Here is a 16,836-nt window from a genome sequence, read left to right as displayed (position 1 = left end):
AAATATAAAAAAAATGAACGATTCACAATCACCACTCGACAAAGTTAACAGCTGGATTAAGAATTCGGTTGGACTTAAACTAGGAACCATCACCATTTTAATGCTCTTACTGCTGATTCCTGCCAGCATGATTAAATCAATCATCAGCGAGAGAGAAATGCTCAATCAGTCGGTATTAAATGAAGTAAGTCAAAAATGGGCTGGCAAACAGCAAATTAACGGACCAATTCTCACCATTCCATTAATCTATGAATATGAAATTGAAGATGGCAAGATCATCACGAAAACAAAATACCTGTACCTACTACCCGAGCAACTGGCAATAACGGGTAAAATAGAACCTGAGAAGTTGAAAAGAGGAATTTATGAAGTAGTTGTGTACAAAAGTATTTTAGATTTCAGCGGTCAATTTAAACTAAACACCAAAATTGATCAAGATGGATTGAAAGAAATCAAATACGATGAAGCCTTCCTAACCGTTGGAATATCGGATCTTCGAGGCATAAAAGATCAAATTACACTGAACTGGGGGAATCAAAAACTGGATGTACAACCCGGGTCTAAACTAAACGATATGATTAGTTCGGGCATTAGCATTGATTTGCCTGATGTAAGCAACCAAATCAACACAAATATTGATTTCTCATTCAAGTTAAATTTGCAGGGGAGCCAAAACCTTTCCTTTATACCGCTAGGCAGCACCACAAATGTAAACCTATCCTCCACCTGGAATTCACCAAGTTTTAATGGCAATTTTCTTCCCGACAACCGAGAGGTAAGCGATGAAGGTTTTTCGGCCGATTGGAAAATTCTGCAACTAAACCGTAACTATCCGCAAACTTGGATTGATAAAAATATGCGAAACGAAATGCAGTATTCAGCCTTGGGTGTTGATTTGATTATGCCTCTGGACGATTATCAAAAGTCCATGCGTTCCTCAAAATATGCAGTTATGACTATTGCGCTGATATTCTTGGTATTCTTCTTAGTCGAGATTTTGAATGGACGGAAAATTCACCCATTTCAGTACACTTTAGTTGGTCTGGCTCTTTGTCTTTTCTACATCCTGCTGATATCCATATCTGAGCATTCCAATTTTAATATTGCCTACCTAATTTCAGCAGGCATAACATCACTGATGATATTAATTTATGCCAAAAGTGTATTTAAATCGGGAAAGTTCACAGGAGTTTTAACAGCTACCATATTGGGTATTTACGGCTTTTTATTTGTCACCTTACAATTAGCCGATTATGCTTTATTAATGGGAAGTATTGGCTTAGCATTAATACTGGGAATCACAATGTACTTCACCCGTAACATCAACTGGTACAAGTTAAATATGAAGACAGAATAAAATCGCTGCAAATGAAAATCCATCTGTCCATAATTCCTCTCCCTTCTGCTCGCAAGTACTGCCATTTCTATATTTTCTGTGTGGAAATTGGCAAATGGTATTGGGATTATGGCTTTGGATTCCAATTTTGATTTTTTTCACTATTAAAAAAACCGGTTGAAAAAAATGTTCAACCGGTTTTTTATGCGTTTGGATAAAAATCTGATTTAATTAAAATCCCAATCCAAATCTCCCCCAATATTCATTTTCCAGCTCTTTCCAACGTAACATGGCAGCACCAGTAAAATCGCGGGTATATTTGTTCAACAATACTTTTACCTCTTTTGTTTTACCATCCTTCAATAGCTTCTGTATTTGACTTTCAAGCTCAGCGGACTCTTTAAATCCTTTTTCCTCAAAGTAGGCAACTTCTTCCATCATTCCCTTTCGAGTGGTTTGCCATTGTAAAGTAGCCAATTTGTTGGCTTTGCGATATTGCCAAATAGCAGCATCGTCGCGGTAGCGATGCTGACCGCAATATTGAAAACTTTCCGGCAATTCGGTTGTTCCGGAGTAAATAGGAATACGAGGGCTTTGAGCTGGATTGTCAAAAGAAAACCACGCTCTTCCACCAATTTCATCTGGTAACCAATCTCTTAACTGAATAATATGAGAATACGAACACCACGATACAGCAACAGTTCTCTGGTATTCAACTGTTCCATCTTTTAAGTAATTATACAATTTACGATTATCACCATTCGGCCATGGATGCGCATTTAAAGCCTTAATGGTATCGACACCTATCTCCTCATTCTCTTTATTGTATTTTTTCCTTATCACATTCAGATTCTGAGTCATATCATACTTAGTTCCTTCGTAGGTTTCTCGATACAACGCAATAATATCGCGTACTGAAACTTTCTGATCCGGTTTGACCGAAAAAGGTAATTCTTCCGCCTCAAAATCTAATTTTAAAGATGGAGCCAAAGCATTCATGATAAAAAACTCCCGAATTTTAAAAGGCTTTTCAACCTTACCATAAGCTTTCCAGAATTTAAATTCCTCTTTACCATCCCAGCGCTTAAGCTCTTTCGCCGCAGAGAAAACATTCTCCGAATACATAAAGTAGTCTTTGTTCTTTTCATCAATTACTCCAATTCTTGAAATATTTGCCGATACACCAATATGATCATCCGGAATGCGCTGCGCAGCCCAAACACCTCCTATTTTATCGGGACCTTCACCAAAAATTTCCAATTGCCAAACTTCTTTTTTATCAGCAATCGTAATGCATTCGCCCCAATCGCCGTAACCATATTCCTTAATTAATTTCCCGATCAATGCAATAGCATCACGAGCCGTTGTGCATCGCTGAAGTGCAATACGTTCCAACTCTTCAATCAGAAACATTCCTTTGTCATTCACCAATTCTTTCGGACCAACAATGGTTGTTTCACCAATAGCTAGTTGTTTCTCATTCAAACAAGGATAGGCTGTATTTAAATAGGCATAAGTTTCCTTTGCCTGAGGTATTGTTCCAGCCACTTTCATTTTTCGTTTGTCCCAGGCCGTTTCTGTCTTCAAACTGCCTTTGTAAATTTCAAGGGTAGTATCCTTCTCAAATTTTTGCCCTTTTTCAACCTGTAACCAAGTTCGGTATCTGCCATCGCAGGTATGACTGGTAATTACAGATCCATCTGTAGTGGCCTTTTTTCCAACCATTATACTGGTGCAGCTTTCTCCGAAATAAGGATCATTCACCTGATCGAATACTGACTGAGCATTTGATTGGTGAGTACTAATTGCAAAAATCACCAAAATGGCAATCAATAATTTCTTCATTATTTGTTGTTTTAGTTTATCCTCGAAAAACATTAAATCATGTTTATATTTTCCCAAAAATGAGCTCTAAGATAACTTATTGATAATATTTATTGGCAATTCGCCGCTAATTTAAAAGCAGTTTAGAGAATTCCTGATCATTTTAAAAATTGGTCCTATGAATTGATACCTTTGCCGAATAGAAAAATTCATAAGCTAAAACAAGTAAGAGTGAGGTATTTTTTTCACATCGGATACAAGGGAACCGCATATAGAGGTTGGCAGCGACAGAACAATGTTGTAAGTGTTCAGGAAGTACTTGAAGACAAATTATCCAAATTGCTAAAAGAGAAAATAGTTTGTGTTGGATGTGGAAGAACAGATGCAGGAGTACATTCCTCACAGTATTTTTTCCATATCAATACTGACAGGATATGGAACGATCACCATCTTTTTGTATTGAATAAAATCCTTCCTTCGGATATTTCGGTTTACGATGTTTTTGAAGTGGATAGCCATTATCATGCACAAACAAGTGCAAGCAAAAGAACGTACAACTATTTTATCCACACCCAAAAAAATCCATTTTTGAATGAAATAAGTACACTTTACAATATAACTCCTGATGTGGTTAAAATGGCTAAAGCGGCCTCGGTAATCACAAAATACAATGATTTTAGAGCTTTGTGCAAATCCCCGGACAACCACAACAATACGCTCTGCAATATATTCTCTGTGCAACTGTTTACTGATGCTTCGGAAACAAACTTCCGTTTACAAATAACGGCCAATCGATTTTTAAGAGGGATGATTCGAATTCTTGTTCACGAATTAATCGAAGTGGGAACAGGCCAAAAAAGCATAGAAGAGTTTGAAGAGATGATTAAAAGCAAAACACCTCTTCAATTTCTAAATTTAGCTTATCCTCAAGGCTTGTATCTTTCAGAAATAAAATATCCGTTTTTAAATACAAATCCTGTTGACGACTTTTGTCCCCTTTTAAAAATGAATAAATGGATCATGATAAATAATGTGTAACTGCAATCGGTAATTAGAGAATGTATTTTTCAATTTTTAGATACAAATCCTCCGGATTTATTGGCTTGGTTACGAAATCATTCATTCCTGCATCCAATACTTTTTTACGAATTTCGTTAAATGCAGAAGCGGTAATTGCTAAAATTGGCATTGTCTTGTATTTTTCATCGGGCAGACTCCGAATACTTCGTGTGGCTTTATAACCATCCATTATTGGCATCTGTAAATCCATTAGCACCATGTCAAAATTGTCCGCCTGCACCTTTTCAAAAGCTACCTGTCCATTCATTGCAATGTCGTATGTAATCTCCCATTTTTTCAAAAACTGCTTCAAAATCAATATATTCATCTGATTATCTTCAGCCAGCAAAATATGCAAACCTTTCATTTTATCGTTGTTTTGATAACCTTCGGTAACAAAATCCAATTTGGGTTTCGACTTATGGCTAATTGTCAAACACAAATCAAAAGAAAAAGTAGTTCCAAATTCAAGATCACTCTTAACATTAATGCAACCACCCATAATCTCAATTAACTTTTTTGAAATTGTTAAGCCAAGACCGGTTCCTCCATACAATCTTGTGGTATTTGAGTCTGCCTGAGAAAAAGATTGAAATATTTGATCTTGTTTATCTTCGGGAATTCCGATACCTGTATCTTTAATTTCAAATTTCAATTTTACCTTATCATCATATTTTTCCTGATAAGACACCATCACCTGAACATTTCCTTTATCGGTAAATTTAACTGCATTGCCACACAAATTATTAAGGACTTGCGAGATACGGGTTGGGTCTCCAATTAAATAGGCAGGAATTTTAGGATCCACATCAACAATAAAATCCAAACCTTTCTCTTTCGATTTCATATCAAAACCTGAAGCTATGTTCTGAATCAGATTTCTAAAATTGAAATCCAAAGATTCAATATCAACACGACCAGCCTCAATCTTACTAAAGTCTAAGATATCATTAATCAAAGTCATTAAATTATCTGCAGATAGTTTCAGGATATTGATATTCTGAATTTGATCTTCTCTTGGATTATCCTCTGACAATAAATGAGTAACTCCAATAACCGCATTCATAGGAGTACGTATCTCATGCGACATGGTGGACAAAAACTGTGCTTTCGCATAAGTTGCCTCCTCTGCCTTCTCTTTTGCAATAATCAACTCTTGTTCCACTCGTTTTCTTTCCGATAAATCATTTAGCACAACAAATAAAACATTTCCATCCATTAACGGCACTTTGTTTAATGCAACCTCAACTGGAAATTCTATTCCATTCTCTTTGCGGTGAATCCAATCAAACTTAGCATTACCTCTAATCTTACCTTCTTCTATATACATTTTGGCTTTATCAAAAGATAACAAGCCATCAGGTTGATATTCAGGAGAAAAATCTTTTACATATTTCCCAATAAAACTCTCCTTCCGGCTTACACCAAATAAATCAAGACAAGCTTTATTGCAATCAATAAACCGGGATTCTTTAATTAGAAGATAGGCAACAGATGATTTTTCAAATATCAATTTGAATTTTTCTTCCGTTTTATTTTTCTCTTCCTCAAGTCTTTTTCTCTCAGTAATATCTTTTAAAGTTCCAGTAAAACCATTTCTCTTTCCATCAAAACCTCTTGTGACTCTAACTGTAGCTTCGCACCATTTGTAACTGCCACTAATGGTTACCATCCGGACTTCAATAAAGCAGAAACTGGTTTTATGCTCAATTAAAGTTCTAAATTTCGACATACACCCCTCAATATCATCAGGATGAACGAATTCAAAGGCGTGAGTTCCAATACTTTTTGATATATTAAACCCGGTTATTTTTGTCCATGCTGAATTTAAGTACAGCCATTCTCCGGTAAAATTAGTTTGAAAAATTACCTCTGAAATATTATTTACAATTGATTCCATTCTGGAAGATGCAGCCTCAACCTCCTGCGTCTTATTATCAACCGCTTTTCGCAATTCCTTATTAAGGGTAAAAAGTTCCAGGGAACAAGTATCTAAAATATTCTCCGTTTGTTTTATATCTTTATCGTAGTCCTCATACGCTTCTTCCACAGCATTCAGAAAGTCATTAAATTTACTTTCATCTTCTGCAGATAAATACTTACGGACTTGCCTTTTCAATAATCGATGCATATGCTTTATTTTTCAGAAAAGGTGGTTATAGTCATGGTTTGATTGTGTAGAAAACCAGGACCATCTTCTTTAAACGGAGATATTTCCCCGTAAGAATAAAATCCCGTAAGGACAGCCTGTTTACCTATCACGTCGGCAACAACTTCAACTTCTTCTTCAACCAATTGCTTAAGCACTAATTTGCGCCCAACACAACTAATCAAAACAGCGAATTCTGACTCTCCTTTCGGAATCATATCAGTACTTGCTTTAGCCGACAATTCAGCTCCTGAAATTAATCGATCTACGTTTGCTTTCATCAATTTCACATATCCTCCATCAGGAATATTGCCACCAAATATGAGGCTTTGATCCTTCTCATTTATTCCATGCACGGTGCGAATCACAGCATTTTGAGAATCTCCCACCCGACAGCTTAGTGGAAATGACATGCCTGACACTGGTAAGTCTTTTGCTCGTTCCCCCAAAAATTGTTTGTATAGTAAAAGAGCTGGTTGGTGATCCAATTCGTACAAAATATTACCTTTTGATTTTGTAACAAGGCGTTCAATGCCAAAATTCTCCCATCCACCATTTGTTCCGTATCCAATAGAGATAGAATCTCCATAGAATCCTAAGGCGCAAACACAATTTGATTTTGCCACTCCTTCTTTATCGAACACAAGTGTTTCAGAAAATCTTGTTCCGTCTCCGGCCAATCCTCCTGTAACTGCAACTTTCTTCGACAATTTATTTTGAATCCCTTCAAGAAGATTACATCCATTTATAGTAATTCCATCGGATAAAACCATTAAATGCTTCAGACCCTTCTGAGGAAATTTCTCACACAATTTCTCACCGCATTCAATATCGTTCTTATACTTGGTAAGATCAACAGATTCTATTCTAAGCTTTGTAGAAGAAAATTTAACTGCTGCAATGGAAATACTCTTTTCGAATACCTCCAAGCCTGAAATTTCACCAGAGCTGGAGCATCCAAAAATCATTGCATCCGGAAAAGAATTTTTAATTGTTGACTTAAATTCCTTTTCGCACATCAATTCTCCATCACCAAAAATAAATAACAAATCCGGCTTAAAACGAATCTCTTTTATTTTAGAAAACTCATTTCTTGAACTTATGATTAATTTTTCTATCTCCACCTCTGTAAATTTAAAAATGAGACTCACTAATCACATCATATAAATCATACAATTAAAGCAATTAACACCAGCTAAAAGTATTCTCGTCATCTGTGTGATAAAATGAACAATTCAGACTGTTACATTAAGATACTAAAAAAATAAGTATTATTGTTTACATTTGAACGCGAAATTTTCAGAATGGATTTATTCTGGTTATAATCTTTTTGAAATTTATGCGTTATTGTAATAAATAAGATGTTATTAGATTTAGAATGGCAACAGCAAAAAAACCTTCCAAAGGAAAAACTCCTTCTCAAAAGAAAAAAAGCAGTAAAAAAAAGAATACCGGAAAGCGTTCATTTTCGAGTTATTTAATCCGTTTTTTTGGATTCGGGCTACTCTTATTCCTGATAACTATTGGTATTTTACTTGGTTCTGTGTACATCGGCCTTTGGGGCAAATTGCCGGATTACTATACTCTTAAAAGCATTAAAAATGCAAATGCATCTGAAATATATTCTGAAGACGGTGTTGTGTTAGGGAGAGTTTATGCTGAAAACCGAACCAATGTAAATTTTAAAGACATTTCTCCAGATGCAATCAATGCGCTAATCGCTACTGAAGATGCTCGTTTTTACGAACATCAAGGCATTGATCAAAGAAGTTTGATGCGCGTATTGGTAAAATCCTTAGTTATGGGCGATAAAAGTTCAGGAGGAGGAAGTACTCTGAGTCAGCAACTGTCAAAAAATCTTTTTCCCCGGGGAAATTTTGGTCCATTAAGCATGCCGGTAAACAAGATTAAGGAAACTATAACTGCATCTCGTCTGGAAAAAATTTACTCAAAAAAAGAAATTCTTCAGCTGTATTTAAATACGGTTTCGTTTGGCGAGAATGTTTTTGGTATTGAAAGTGCATCCCGGCAGTTCTTTAGTAAACCGGCATCAAAACTTGAAATTCATGAATGTGCTGTACTCATCGGAATGCTTAAGGCACCAACATCTTATAATCCAAGACTTCATCCTGAAAGATCAAAACAAAGAAGAAATATTGTCCTGAGTCAAATGGCTAAATATAAATTCATTACGGATCGTAAATTGAATGAAATTCAGGCCCGGCCCCTAATTATCAATTATCAGAAACAATCAACCCAAAAAGGTTTGGCATCTTATCTTCGGGAAAGAATAAGAATTGAAACAAATACAATATTAAAAAAACACCCAAAAGAAGATGGTACTTACTATGATGTTTACCGTGATGGACTAAACATTATAACCACACTAGATGCAAGAATGCAAATGAATGCTGAACAAGCGGTTGCAGAGCATATGAAAAATCTGCAAACCCAATTCGTTCAGCATTGGGGCAATAGATCCCCCTGGGGAAAGAATACAGATGTAATAGAGGATGCTAAACTACGATCTGACCGCTACAAATCCCTTAAACAAAAAGGAAAATCTGCAGCGGAAATTAATAAAATATTTAACGAAAAGGTGAACATGAAAATTTTCACCTGGAATGGAGATAAAAAGGTAAAAATGTCTCCTCTTGACTCTATAAAACATTACATCCAAATATTAAACACCGGATTTTTAGCCATGGAACCTCAGAGTGGAAAAATTAAAGCTTGGGTTGGCGGAATCAATTTCGATCATTTTAAATATGATCATGTAAAAGCAAAGCGGCAGGTTGGTTCAATTTTTAAACCAATTGTTTATACTGCAGCTTTGGAAGAGGGAATTTCCCCTTTCGAATACCTTCCCAACGAACGCAAAATTTATGAAGAATACGATAATTGGTCGCCACGAAATTCGGATAACCTTTACGAAGGAAGTTACAGCATGGAAGGAGCACTTGCTGAATCGGTAAACACTATTGCTGTAGATGTTCTTTTGGAAACCGGAATGCGTAATACCATTGTGTTGGCTGAAGAAATGGGAATTGACAGTAGTTTACCAAAAGTACCATCTCTTGCTTTGGGAACAGCAAATATTTCACTGTTTGAGATGATTCAGGTTTATGCTACTCTGGCGAACAGAGGTGTACATACAGATCCTTACTACATTTCCAAAATTGAAGATCATAATGGCAATTTAATTGTAGATCTTTCTGCTGAAAGGGAAGAAAACAGGCTTGTGATATCTCCTCAAAATGCCGATATAATTAATCATATGCTTCAGGCTGTAGTTAATGAAGGCACAGCAAAATCGCTTCGCTCAGTTTATGGATTGCAAGGAGAATTAGCCGGAAAAACAGGTACAACACAAGATCAGGCGGACGGCTGGTATATTGGTTACAATTCCAATTTAGTGGCCGGAGCATGGGTTGGTGCCGAAGATATGCGTATTCATTTTAACTCTTTGAGCCTTGGACAAGGAGCAAGCATGGCTTTACCCATTTACGGTAAATTCATGAATAAATTAAGTACAAATAAAAACTTTAAACGCTATACAAACTCACCTATTGCAAAACCTGACAGTGATATCTTGGCAGACTTGGATATGCCACACTATTTACCGCCGGAATCAAACTTTTTTGATCATTTATTTGGTGTTACAGCAACAGATCAAGATAAATTAATGAAACGAAAAGCGAGACGGGAAAAGCGTAAGAATGAGAAAAAATCAATTTATCAAAAAATTAAAAACATATTTAGACGCAAGAACTAGAAATGCTTCCTCAAATATTTATCGGCTTCATTTTTTAATTCCAGCTTTAATTTATTGTTCTGATTTTTTAAGTTTTTAAGAATTCTCTTGACTGAAGGTTGAGGTAATTCCTTGTCCAGTTTAATCAGGAACTTATCCATTACTTTGTAATTGTGCCAATTACCTAGTAATGTTTCGGTTGAATTTACAATATCCAAAGCTTGTCTTCTTTTCTCATCATCCTGCAGGGCAAGCAGTAATTGCTGAAGCGCCTTAACAACCTTGAGCAGCTTTCTGATTTCATGATGGTATTCCTCTCCTTGTGACGAATTAAATAACTTGTTTACTATTTCCAATTCATCGTGAATAATGCTGTCTGTTTTTATTTTAAGTTCCGAAATATTCACCTGATTTAATGAGGAACATAAACTTGCTACTCCTTTTTTAAACTTTAGGATCTCGAATTCAGACCATTTAGCTCTAAAATTTTCAACACTCACATTCATCCTGCCATCTAAAACAAGCATTATCTCAGTGGGAATATCAACATTACTGTTTAACAACAATGATTTAGAAACTTGAAGAGCACGGAGTTTACCGGCACTATTAAAAATGCCATTCAACTGCTTCAATAGTTTCGAGCCGGCATCAGTATCCAAATCAAATTCTTCAATCAATAGCAGTAAGCTTCGTATGTATTTAATATCTACACGCAGCTTGTGAATGTCCTCTTCTTTAATTTGCTTTGCCAATGACAAATTAATTAAAAAAGAATCGAACCTCTCTCTATAAAATGAACTTAAACCTGTATTTTCTTCTTTAGATTGCATTTTTCCTATTTTTATATACAAGATACATAAAATCAGAAAATTACAAGCATGAGACAATAATGATTTTTAATATAAAATTTAGATCTCCTATTTTAATGAAATAAATTTTCGGAATTAATTGGTATTTGATCAAAATAATTGGAACACCAAGATACTTGCTGATTAGCGTAAGGAGTATTTTTCACCATCACAATTCTTACAGGATACATACCTTCGTCCAGATGAATCCGGCCTCTGCGTTCCTGTCTTGCATTCAGTCCTTCATTACTTATTATAACATAATCTCCAATGGATATTTGAGCAGGATCTACAGCATAATTAAAAAAGGTATAAGTTGCTTTTTTATCAATCTTTAAATAACCTGTTATTTCCATTGCATAGTACTCTTCCTCAATATCCTTAGGAAACTTAATTTTATCCAGAACTCCGCACTGCATCACCTCATCGTACGTTACCTCATCAAGATTTTTAAATTTCCCTTTTATAATCTTGTACTTTAGTCCCTCACTTAATTCTGAAATTGTATCGGACACCAATGGTGAAATTTTAACACATTCAATAGTTCTTATTTTACTCTTTAAGCCTGATTCGTGAAAGGTTTGAGTTTTAATGGTTGTCGTATTTTCTATCACCAACGGTTTAGTATAAATTTTAGAGTTCACATCTGGATTTGAACCATCCAATGTGTACCTTATTTCAGCATCCTGCAATTTTATGTCTAAAGGCATTTCCATCTGATCAAAAAAGAAATTCTTATTAACTCCTCCATGCGGTGCCTGAATGAATGAATTTATCTCATATTTATGCAGTAATTCGTAATGATGATTCATTCTGTCCTGAAAATCATCCCAATTTCGTTGACCTTTAGGAGACCAAACAACTTCTGCCAAAGCGCAGATTCGAGGAGCAAGCATATACTCTACCCGATCCCGAGTATGCATATATTCAGTCCAAACATTTGCTTGTGCCCCCAAAATATATTTTGCCTCATCTTCATTTAATTCTGAAGGTGTTGGTTCAAATTCATATACTTTTTGTAAGGACGTAAAACCACCAATAGCTGTAGGTTCAATGTAATTCACATCCTGATAATGATCGAAATAACAATGAGATCCAGGTGTCATTATCACATCGTGCTTTTGTTTTGCAGCCTGAATACCTCCTGCAGTTCCTCTCCATGACATAACGGTTGCCTCAGGAGCTAATCCCCCTTCCAATATCTCATCCCAACCAATAATCTTACGATTTTTACTGATTAAAAACTTCTCTATTCGCTGAATAAAATAAGACTGCAGTTCATGTTCATCTTTCAGTCCTTCCTCCTTAATTCTTTTCTGACACAAAGGACATGCTGCCCAGTTTGACTTTGGGCATTCATCGCCACCAATGTGGATGTATTTAGAGGGAAATAATTCAATAACCTCCAGCAAAACATTTTGCAAAAATTCAAAAGTAGTCTCTTTCCCTGCACAATATACATCATCAAAAACGCCCCATTCGTTCTCCACCTCAAAAGATCCTTGGTTACAAGCCAGTTCGGGATAAGCTGCAAGTGCAGCCACAGAATGTCCAGGCAATTCTATTTCAGGAATAACTGTTATGAATCGTTCCGACGCATATTTTACAATCTCTTTAATTTGATCCTGAGTATAAAAACCTCCATACCTAATCCCATCCTTCTCAATTCGCCACGCACCAATCTCTGTAAGTTTTGGATATTTTTTAATTTCTATTCTCCAGCCCTGATCCTCGGTTAAATGCCAGTGAAAAGTATTCATTTTATACATTGCCATTAAATCAATATACTTCTTGATAAAATCAACAGAAAAGAAGTGACGGCAAACATCCAAATGCATTCCCCGATACGGATACCTTGGCTCATCCAATATCTTTACGTAAGGAATTTTCAACTCAGTATTTAAAGGCACCAATTGCAAAAGGGATTGTATTCCGTAAAAAAAACCTTTGCCCGATTTTGCCTCAATCAAAACTCCTGTAACATCAACAATCAAAGAGTATTCTTCTTCTCCCCAATTGTTATCAGTAGCTTTTCTAAAAATAATTTTATTAGATGCCGGTAACTTTCTCGTTATCTTTTTAGGAATTTCAACACCTGTAAATTGATTTATCTGATCGCACAAATAGGAAAGTAAAATCTCTTTGTCTTCCACTTCGTTCGAAAAGAATATTTTCACATCTTCTTTTAACAATAAACTACCCTTATCATTAATAATTCTTGATGGCTTTGGAATTATATTCACAGAATTACTTGTTTGTGCAGTGGAAGTAAAGGAATTCATAACTTGTGCGCTTACCAGCAACAAGAACAAAATAGAAGTTCTCATAGAATCAATTGATTAATTGTTTGTATTCGGCTTTTTGGAGATATAAAAATAAGTAAATAATTGATTGTCCTCCTATTATTCATTAATAAGCATAAAAAAAGTGGCATTCCTAACATGGAGTGCCACTCATCTCTTATCATTTTTTTTGTTAATATGAAAATGTTGTTGAATTAGGCATCGCCCCAACAGTAAATTCTTTTAATTTGCTGCCTGCAGGAGAGTAAACAAGTACTTTTCCAGGATTTGTTCCTTCACACAACCAAAGGTTTCCATTAACAGGATTCACATCCATACCGTAGAATGTTGCATCAATAAACTTAGATGTTGGTAAAGCTGTATCGGTAATGTTCATTGCGTAAACTGCATCAGACATATAATAAATTGATTTTCCATCTTTCGAAGCACAAATATTTTTCAGAGCAAATGAAGTAATATTTGTTAACACATAAGATGTTACTTCACTGTTTGTAGTATTAATTTTTGATATTCCGGCATCATCAATTCCAACTACATTCCAATTTCCATCATAAGAAGTAACACCTGCACAATATACCCAAACATCACCATTCGCATCTTTAGCCATATCTTTTGGACAAGATTTAACCGTTATTGTCTCCACTACTTTATCGGTATCAACATCAATTACCGAAACAGTGTTGTCGTCGTTCGACCATCCGCCACTGTTTGCAACATATAGCTTAGCACCTGAAACAATCATTTTTTCCGGTCCTGCACCAACTGCAATCTGACCAGTTTTAGTCATTGTTTTTAAATCAATAACGTAAACCTCATTATTCTGTTTTGCGTAATTAGCATCAGCTCCGTTACCATTTGAAACGTAAGCCTTTCCATTTGCAAAAGCAATTTCTCTAGGATAAGATAATCCATCAATAGTCGCGTAATGTACAAAATCGGAAGCAGTAACAACTTCAACATAACCAGCACCGCTTCCTGTTGTCACAACAATATATGCATATTCACCATTTATAGCCATCGATTGAGGATATTGACCTAGAGTAACACCACTATTTACTGATGAAAAATAATTATTGGTTACCTCATTATTTCTATTGATCATTGTAACTGAACCATTAGAGTTACCTTCGTTCAATACATAAAAATAGCCAATCTGCTTTTCACCAATACTAATATTAAAAATACCTGTCAATATATTGTCTCCATCTGTAACTGTAAAAGAAAACTTATCAGTTAAAGCTTGGCTTCCGTCGTGTACATATACAATTTTAGAAGCAGCTATATCAGCCTGAGTAAAATTTACTACAGAAGTTGTAGGATCTGAGGCATTTGCAAGAATACCATTCTCTGGAGCAATTGTTACAGTATATATAATATCAATATCATCTGTATCAGTATCTACAACATTTAATTCTGATCCTGTAATAGCTACTGCAGCACTATTTTCAAGAACAATACCATTATTCACCGACAGATTCGGCATTGCATTATCGTCGTCATCAGAACACGATACGAATAAAGAACTTGCAATTAACAGTCCTAACGTAAGATTCAAAAACTTTTTCATAGCTAATTAATTAAAAAATTACATTTACCCCAAAATAATAAGCTCTGCCAGGCATGGGGTAAAACCTGACAATTTCATATGATTCATCCAACAGATTTTCAACTCTACCCGTCAGTTTTATTTTCGCAAAACTGGTATCGAAACGATATCCTCCATTTAAATCTATCAGCATGTTTCCATCAACCTGATCTCCTTCCCAGGTATTGGTATTGGAGCGAACCGTTCCAAGTATTCCAAACTCCCATTTTCCAAACAAATAATCCGAAGAAAATTTGACTATGTGATGCGGACGATAAGCCAATGTTTTCTTATAGTTATCGCTTTCCTTATCATTATTGTAAGCGTCGTTACAGGCATATTTTAATGAAGTTCGAAGACTATTATTTTTGACCTTCAGAAAATGAGTCGCTTCAATATCAACACCTTGAATTACTGTTTTACCAATATTGATCGGTTTCCAAAGTGTTCCTGATCCTGGTTGCCATGCAATTAAATCATCATTAAGGGCCTTATAAGCATTAAAATCTAAAGTAATATCACCATACAATGCCTTTTGTGATAGCATCACTACTCCTAATTCATAATTCCATCCATTCTCTGATTTTAAATCAACATTCCCTGAAATATTCCAATAACGTTCATTAAATGTTGGTCTTTTATAATGTGTTGATGCTTTACTGCGAATATCTATAATAGTAGGAAATAGATGAATAAGAGAACTAAACGAATACATTTCCGGTGGATTAACCTCCGAATTCCACTCCTTAGCATAAGTAAAAATGAATGTTCCGATTAATGGTGTATACTTAGCTGCAAGTGTAGCACGCGACTCATTTTCGTGAATATTACCATCGTAATTATTGGTAATTCCTTTCAACCAATTGTATTTACCATTGATATCAACACTCCATTTATCTGAGAAATAATATCTCAAGTTGACATCATTTAACCAACGTTTCGATTCTATTTCTGAAAATATTTTATATCCCGTATTCGTTGCACTACCTCTATCGGTATACTTCAAATAATCTGATAAATACGCAGATTTCGCTTCCAAACGAAATTTACCAATCAGTTTTTTCCAACCTATATAAGCTTTAAAGGATGAATCCCGTTGTTTCTGATAGCTAATAGGAGCACCTATTCCCATTAATCCACCAATATTCTTTTCTTTTACCTGATACCAGGCTCCAAAATCAATATAGTGTTCGTTAATTTTCAAGTGCAGGTCTTGAATCGTCCCAAACGCTCTGTTTTCATTGTTATTTAATCGTTCAGTGGGCGATCCAAAATCATGAAAATCGGTGTATGAAAAATCATTCTTCCCATATTGGAAAAAAGCTTGTCCGGAATAGGAAATCCACTTATTGGAATATTTCCCAAAGAGTTTTGTTTTTGTATTTGAGAAACTGCCTGTTTCCGAATTCAGACCAACAGAAGATTTTTTCTTCCAATCGGGTGTATTTGACAATTCAATAGCACCACCCAATGTTCCAGAACCATATAAAGATCCTACGGCACCGTAAATCACCTGAACTTGATCAAAAGAACCTGCATTTATTAAGGATAAATCTGCCGAACCTGTTGTTAATGAATTAACAGGAATCCCATTCCAATTCACAGATGTATGTGTTCCTGATGCACCCCGCATCCCAGCCGTAGCAAGAGCCCCAAACGCACCATTCGAAGAAACATTTACCAAAGATGTTTTCTGAAGTAAGCTCGACAAATCCTTTCCATCGTACCTCTGAATAAGAATGGAATCAATTTGCACCGTTTTTTCAGTGGAAGAAAAATGCTGAAGTCTTGGCGCCACAATATCAATGGATTCAATCCGGATGGTATCCACACCTAAGGTTTGCGACCAAACACCAAAACTCAAAAAACTTACAATTACAGTAAATAAAAATTTCAACTTCATCTTATAATTTGATAAAGAAGAAAACACAAGGACAGAACAAAAGAAATAGATGATTCAATCGTCTTCCAAACATCT

The 16,836-nt window shown here is 35.5% G+C and carries 10 protein-coding genes; 3 read left to right on the top strand and 7 right to left on the bottom strand.

Going from position 1 to position 16,836, the window contains the following annotated elements:
- Positions 1-13: 13 nt before the first annotated feature.
- Positions 14-1,357: a cell envelope integrity protein CreD gene (creD, locus tag ACHZAX_RS07130; protein WP_320018564.1), complete on the top strand. Its 1,344-nt coding sequence runs from the start codon at positions 14-16 to the stop codon at positions 1,355-1,357.
- Between the two features lie 210 nt (positions 1,358-1,567).
- Here creD and ACHZAX_RS07125 read toward each other — a convergent pair whose 3' ends face one another.
- The gene (locus ACHZAX_RS07125; protein WP_320018563.1) at positions 1,568-3,181 is read right to left on the bottom strand and encodes a dipeptidase; all 1,614 of its coding nucleotides are present in this window, start codon (positions 3,179-3,181) and stop codon (positions 1,568-1,570) included.
- Positions 3,182-3,391: 210 nt separating this feature from the next.
- Here ACHZAX_RS07125 and truA point away from each other — a divergent pair, with 210 nt between their 5' ends.
- Entirely contained in the window at positions 3,392-4,198 is an 807-nt protein-coding gene (gene truA / locus ACHZAX_RS07120; protein WP_320018562.1) for a tRNA pseudouridine(38-40) synthase TruA, read from the top strand.
- A gap of 13 nt (positions 4,199-4,211) precedes the next feature.
- On the opposite strand, the gene ACHZAX_RS07115 is transcribed toward truA, so the two are convergent.
- Positions 4,212-6,350: a PAS domain S-box protein gene (locus tag ACHZAX_RS07115; RefSeq protein ID WP_320018561.1), complete on the bottom strand. Its 2,139-nt coding sequence runs from the start codon at positions 6,348-6,350 to the stop codon at positions 4,212-4,214.
- 5 nt (positions 6,351-6,355) lie between these two features.
- Entirely contained in the window at positions 6,356-7,492 is a 1,137-nt protein-coding gene (locus ACHZAX_RS07110) for an FIST signal transduction protein (RefSeq protein WP_320018560.1), read from the bottom strand.
- Positions 7,493-7,746: 254 nt separating this feature from the next.
- Between ACHZAX_RS07110 and ACHZAX_RS07105 the strand changes: the two genes are divergently transcribed.
- Positions 7,747-10,143, top strand: coding sequence for a transglycosylase domain-containing protein (locus ACHZAX_RS07105; protein WP_320018559.1), 2,397 nt, complete (start codon positions 7,747-7,749; stop codon positions 10,141-10,143).
- Here the strand turns inward: ACHZAX_RS07105 and ACHZAX_RS07100 are convergent.
- The 4 genes from ACHZAX_RS07100 to ACHZAX_RS07085 all read right to left on the bottom strand — a co-directional run bounded on the left by ACHZAX_RS07100 (position 10,140) and on the right by ACHZAX_RS07085 (position 16,761).
- Positions 10,140-10,952 carry a CHAD domain-containing protein gene (locus tag ACHZAX_RS07100; protein WP_320018558.1) on the bottom strand — a complete coding sequence of 271 codons (813 nt, stop codon included), beginning with the start codon at positions 10,950-10,952 and terminating at the stop codon, positions 10,140-10,142. The genes ACHZAX_RS07105 and ACHZAX_RS07100 overlap by 4 nt on opposite strands.
- Positions 10,953-11,044: 92 nt before the next feature.
- Positions 11,045-13,297, bottom strand: coding sequence for a family 20 glycosylhydrolase (locus ACHZAX_RS07095; RefSeq protein WP_320018557.1), 2,253 nt, complete (start codon positions 13,295-13,297; stop codon positions 11,045-11,047).
- Positions 13,298-13,445: 148 nt separating this feature from the next.
- Entirely contained in the window at positions 13,446-14,840 is a 1,395-nt protein-coding gene (locus tag ACHZAX_RS07090) for a cadherin-like domain-containing protein (RefSeq protein WP_320018556.1), read from the bottom strand.
- 10 nt (positions 14,841-14,850) lie between these two features.
- Complete coding sequence (locus tag ACHZAX_RS07085; RefSeq protein ID WP_320018555.1) at positions 14,851-16,761, bottom strand: TonB-dependent receptor plug domain-containing protein; 1,911 nt, start codon at positions 16,759-16,761, stop codon at positions 14,851-14,853.
- Positions 16,762-16,836: the final 75 nt, after the last annotated feature.

The organism is Labilibaculum manganireducens (genome assembly GCF_963665805.2).
GTDB lineage: Bacteria > Bacteroidota > Bacteroidia > Bacteroidales > Marinifilaceae > Labilibaculum > Labilibaculum manganireducens.
The sequence above is the reverse complement of the archived record's forward strand: the minus strand, read 5'-3'. Positions and strand labels throughout refer to the sequence as shown.

Excerpts from the sequence above, each read along its gene's own strand:
- creD (WP_320018564.1), top strand. The coding sequence starts at position 14 with ATGAACGATTCACAATCACCACTCGACAAAGTTAACAGCTGGATTAAG.
- ACHZAX_RS07125 (WP_320018563.1), bottom strand. The coding sequence starts at position 3,181 with ATGAAGAAATTATTGATTGCCATTTTGGTGATTTTTGCAATTAGTACT.
- ACHZAX_RS07115 (WP_320018561.1), bottom strand. The coding sequence starts at position 6,350 with ATGCATCGATTATTGAAAAGGCAAGTCCGTAAGTATTTATCTGCAGAA.
- ACHZAX_RS07105 (WP_320018559.1), top strand. The coding sequence starts at position 7,747 with ATGGCAACAGCAAAAAAACCTTCCAAAGGAAAAACTCCTTCTCAAAAG.
- ACHZAX_RS07100 (WP_320018558.1), bottom strand. The coding sequence starts at position 10,952 with ATGCAATCTAAAGAAGAAAATACAGGTTTAAGTTCATTTTATAGAGAG.
- ACHZAX_RS07095 (WP_320018557.1), bottom strand. The coding sequence starts at position 13,297 with ATGAGAACTTCTATTTTGTTCTTGTTGCTGGTAAGCGCACAAGTTATG.
- ACHZAX_RS07090 (WP_320018556.1), bottom strand. The coding sequence starts at position 14,840 with ATGAAAAAGTTTTTGAATCTTACGTTAGGACTGTTAATTGCAAGTTCT.
- ACHZAX_RS07085 (WP_320018555.1), bottom strand. The coding sequence starts at position 16,761 with ATGAAGTTGAAATTTTTATTTACTGTAATTGTAAGTTTTTTGAGTTTT.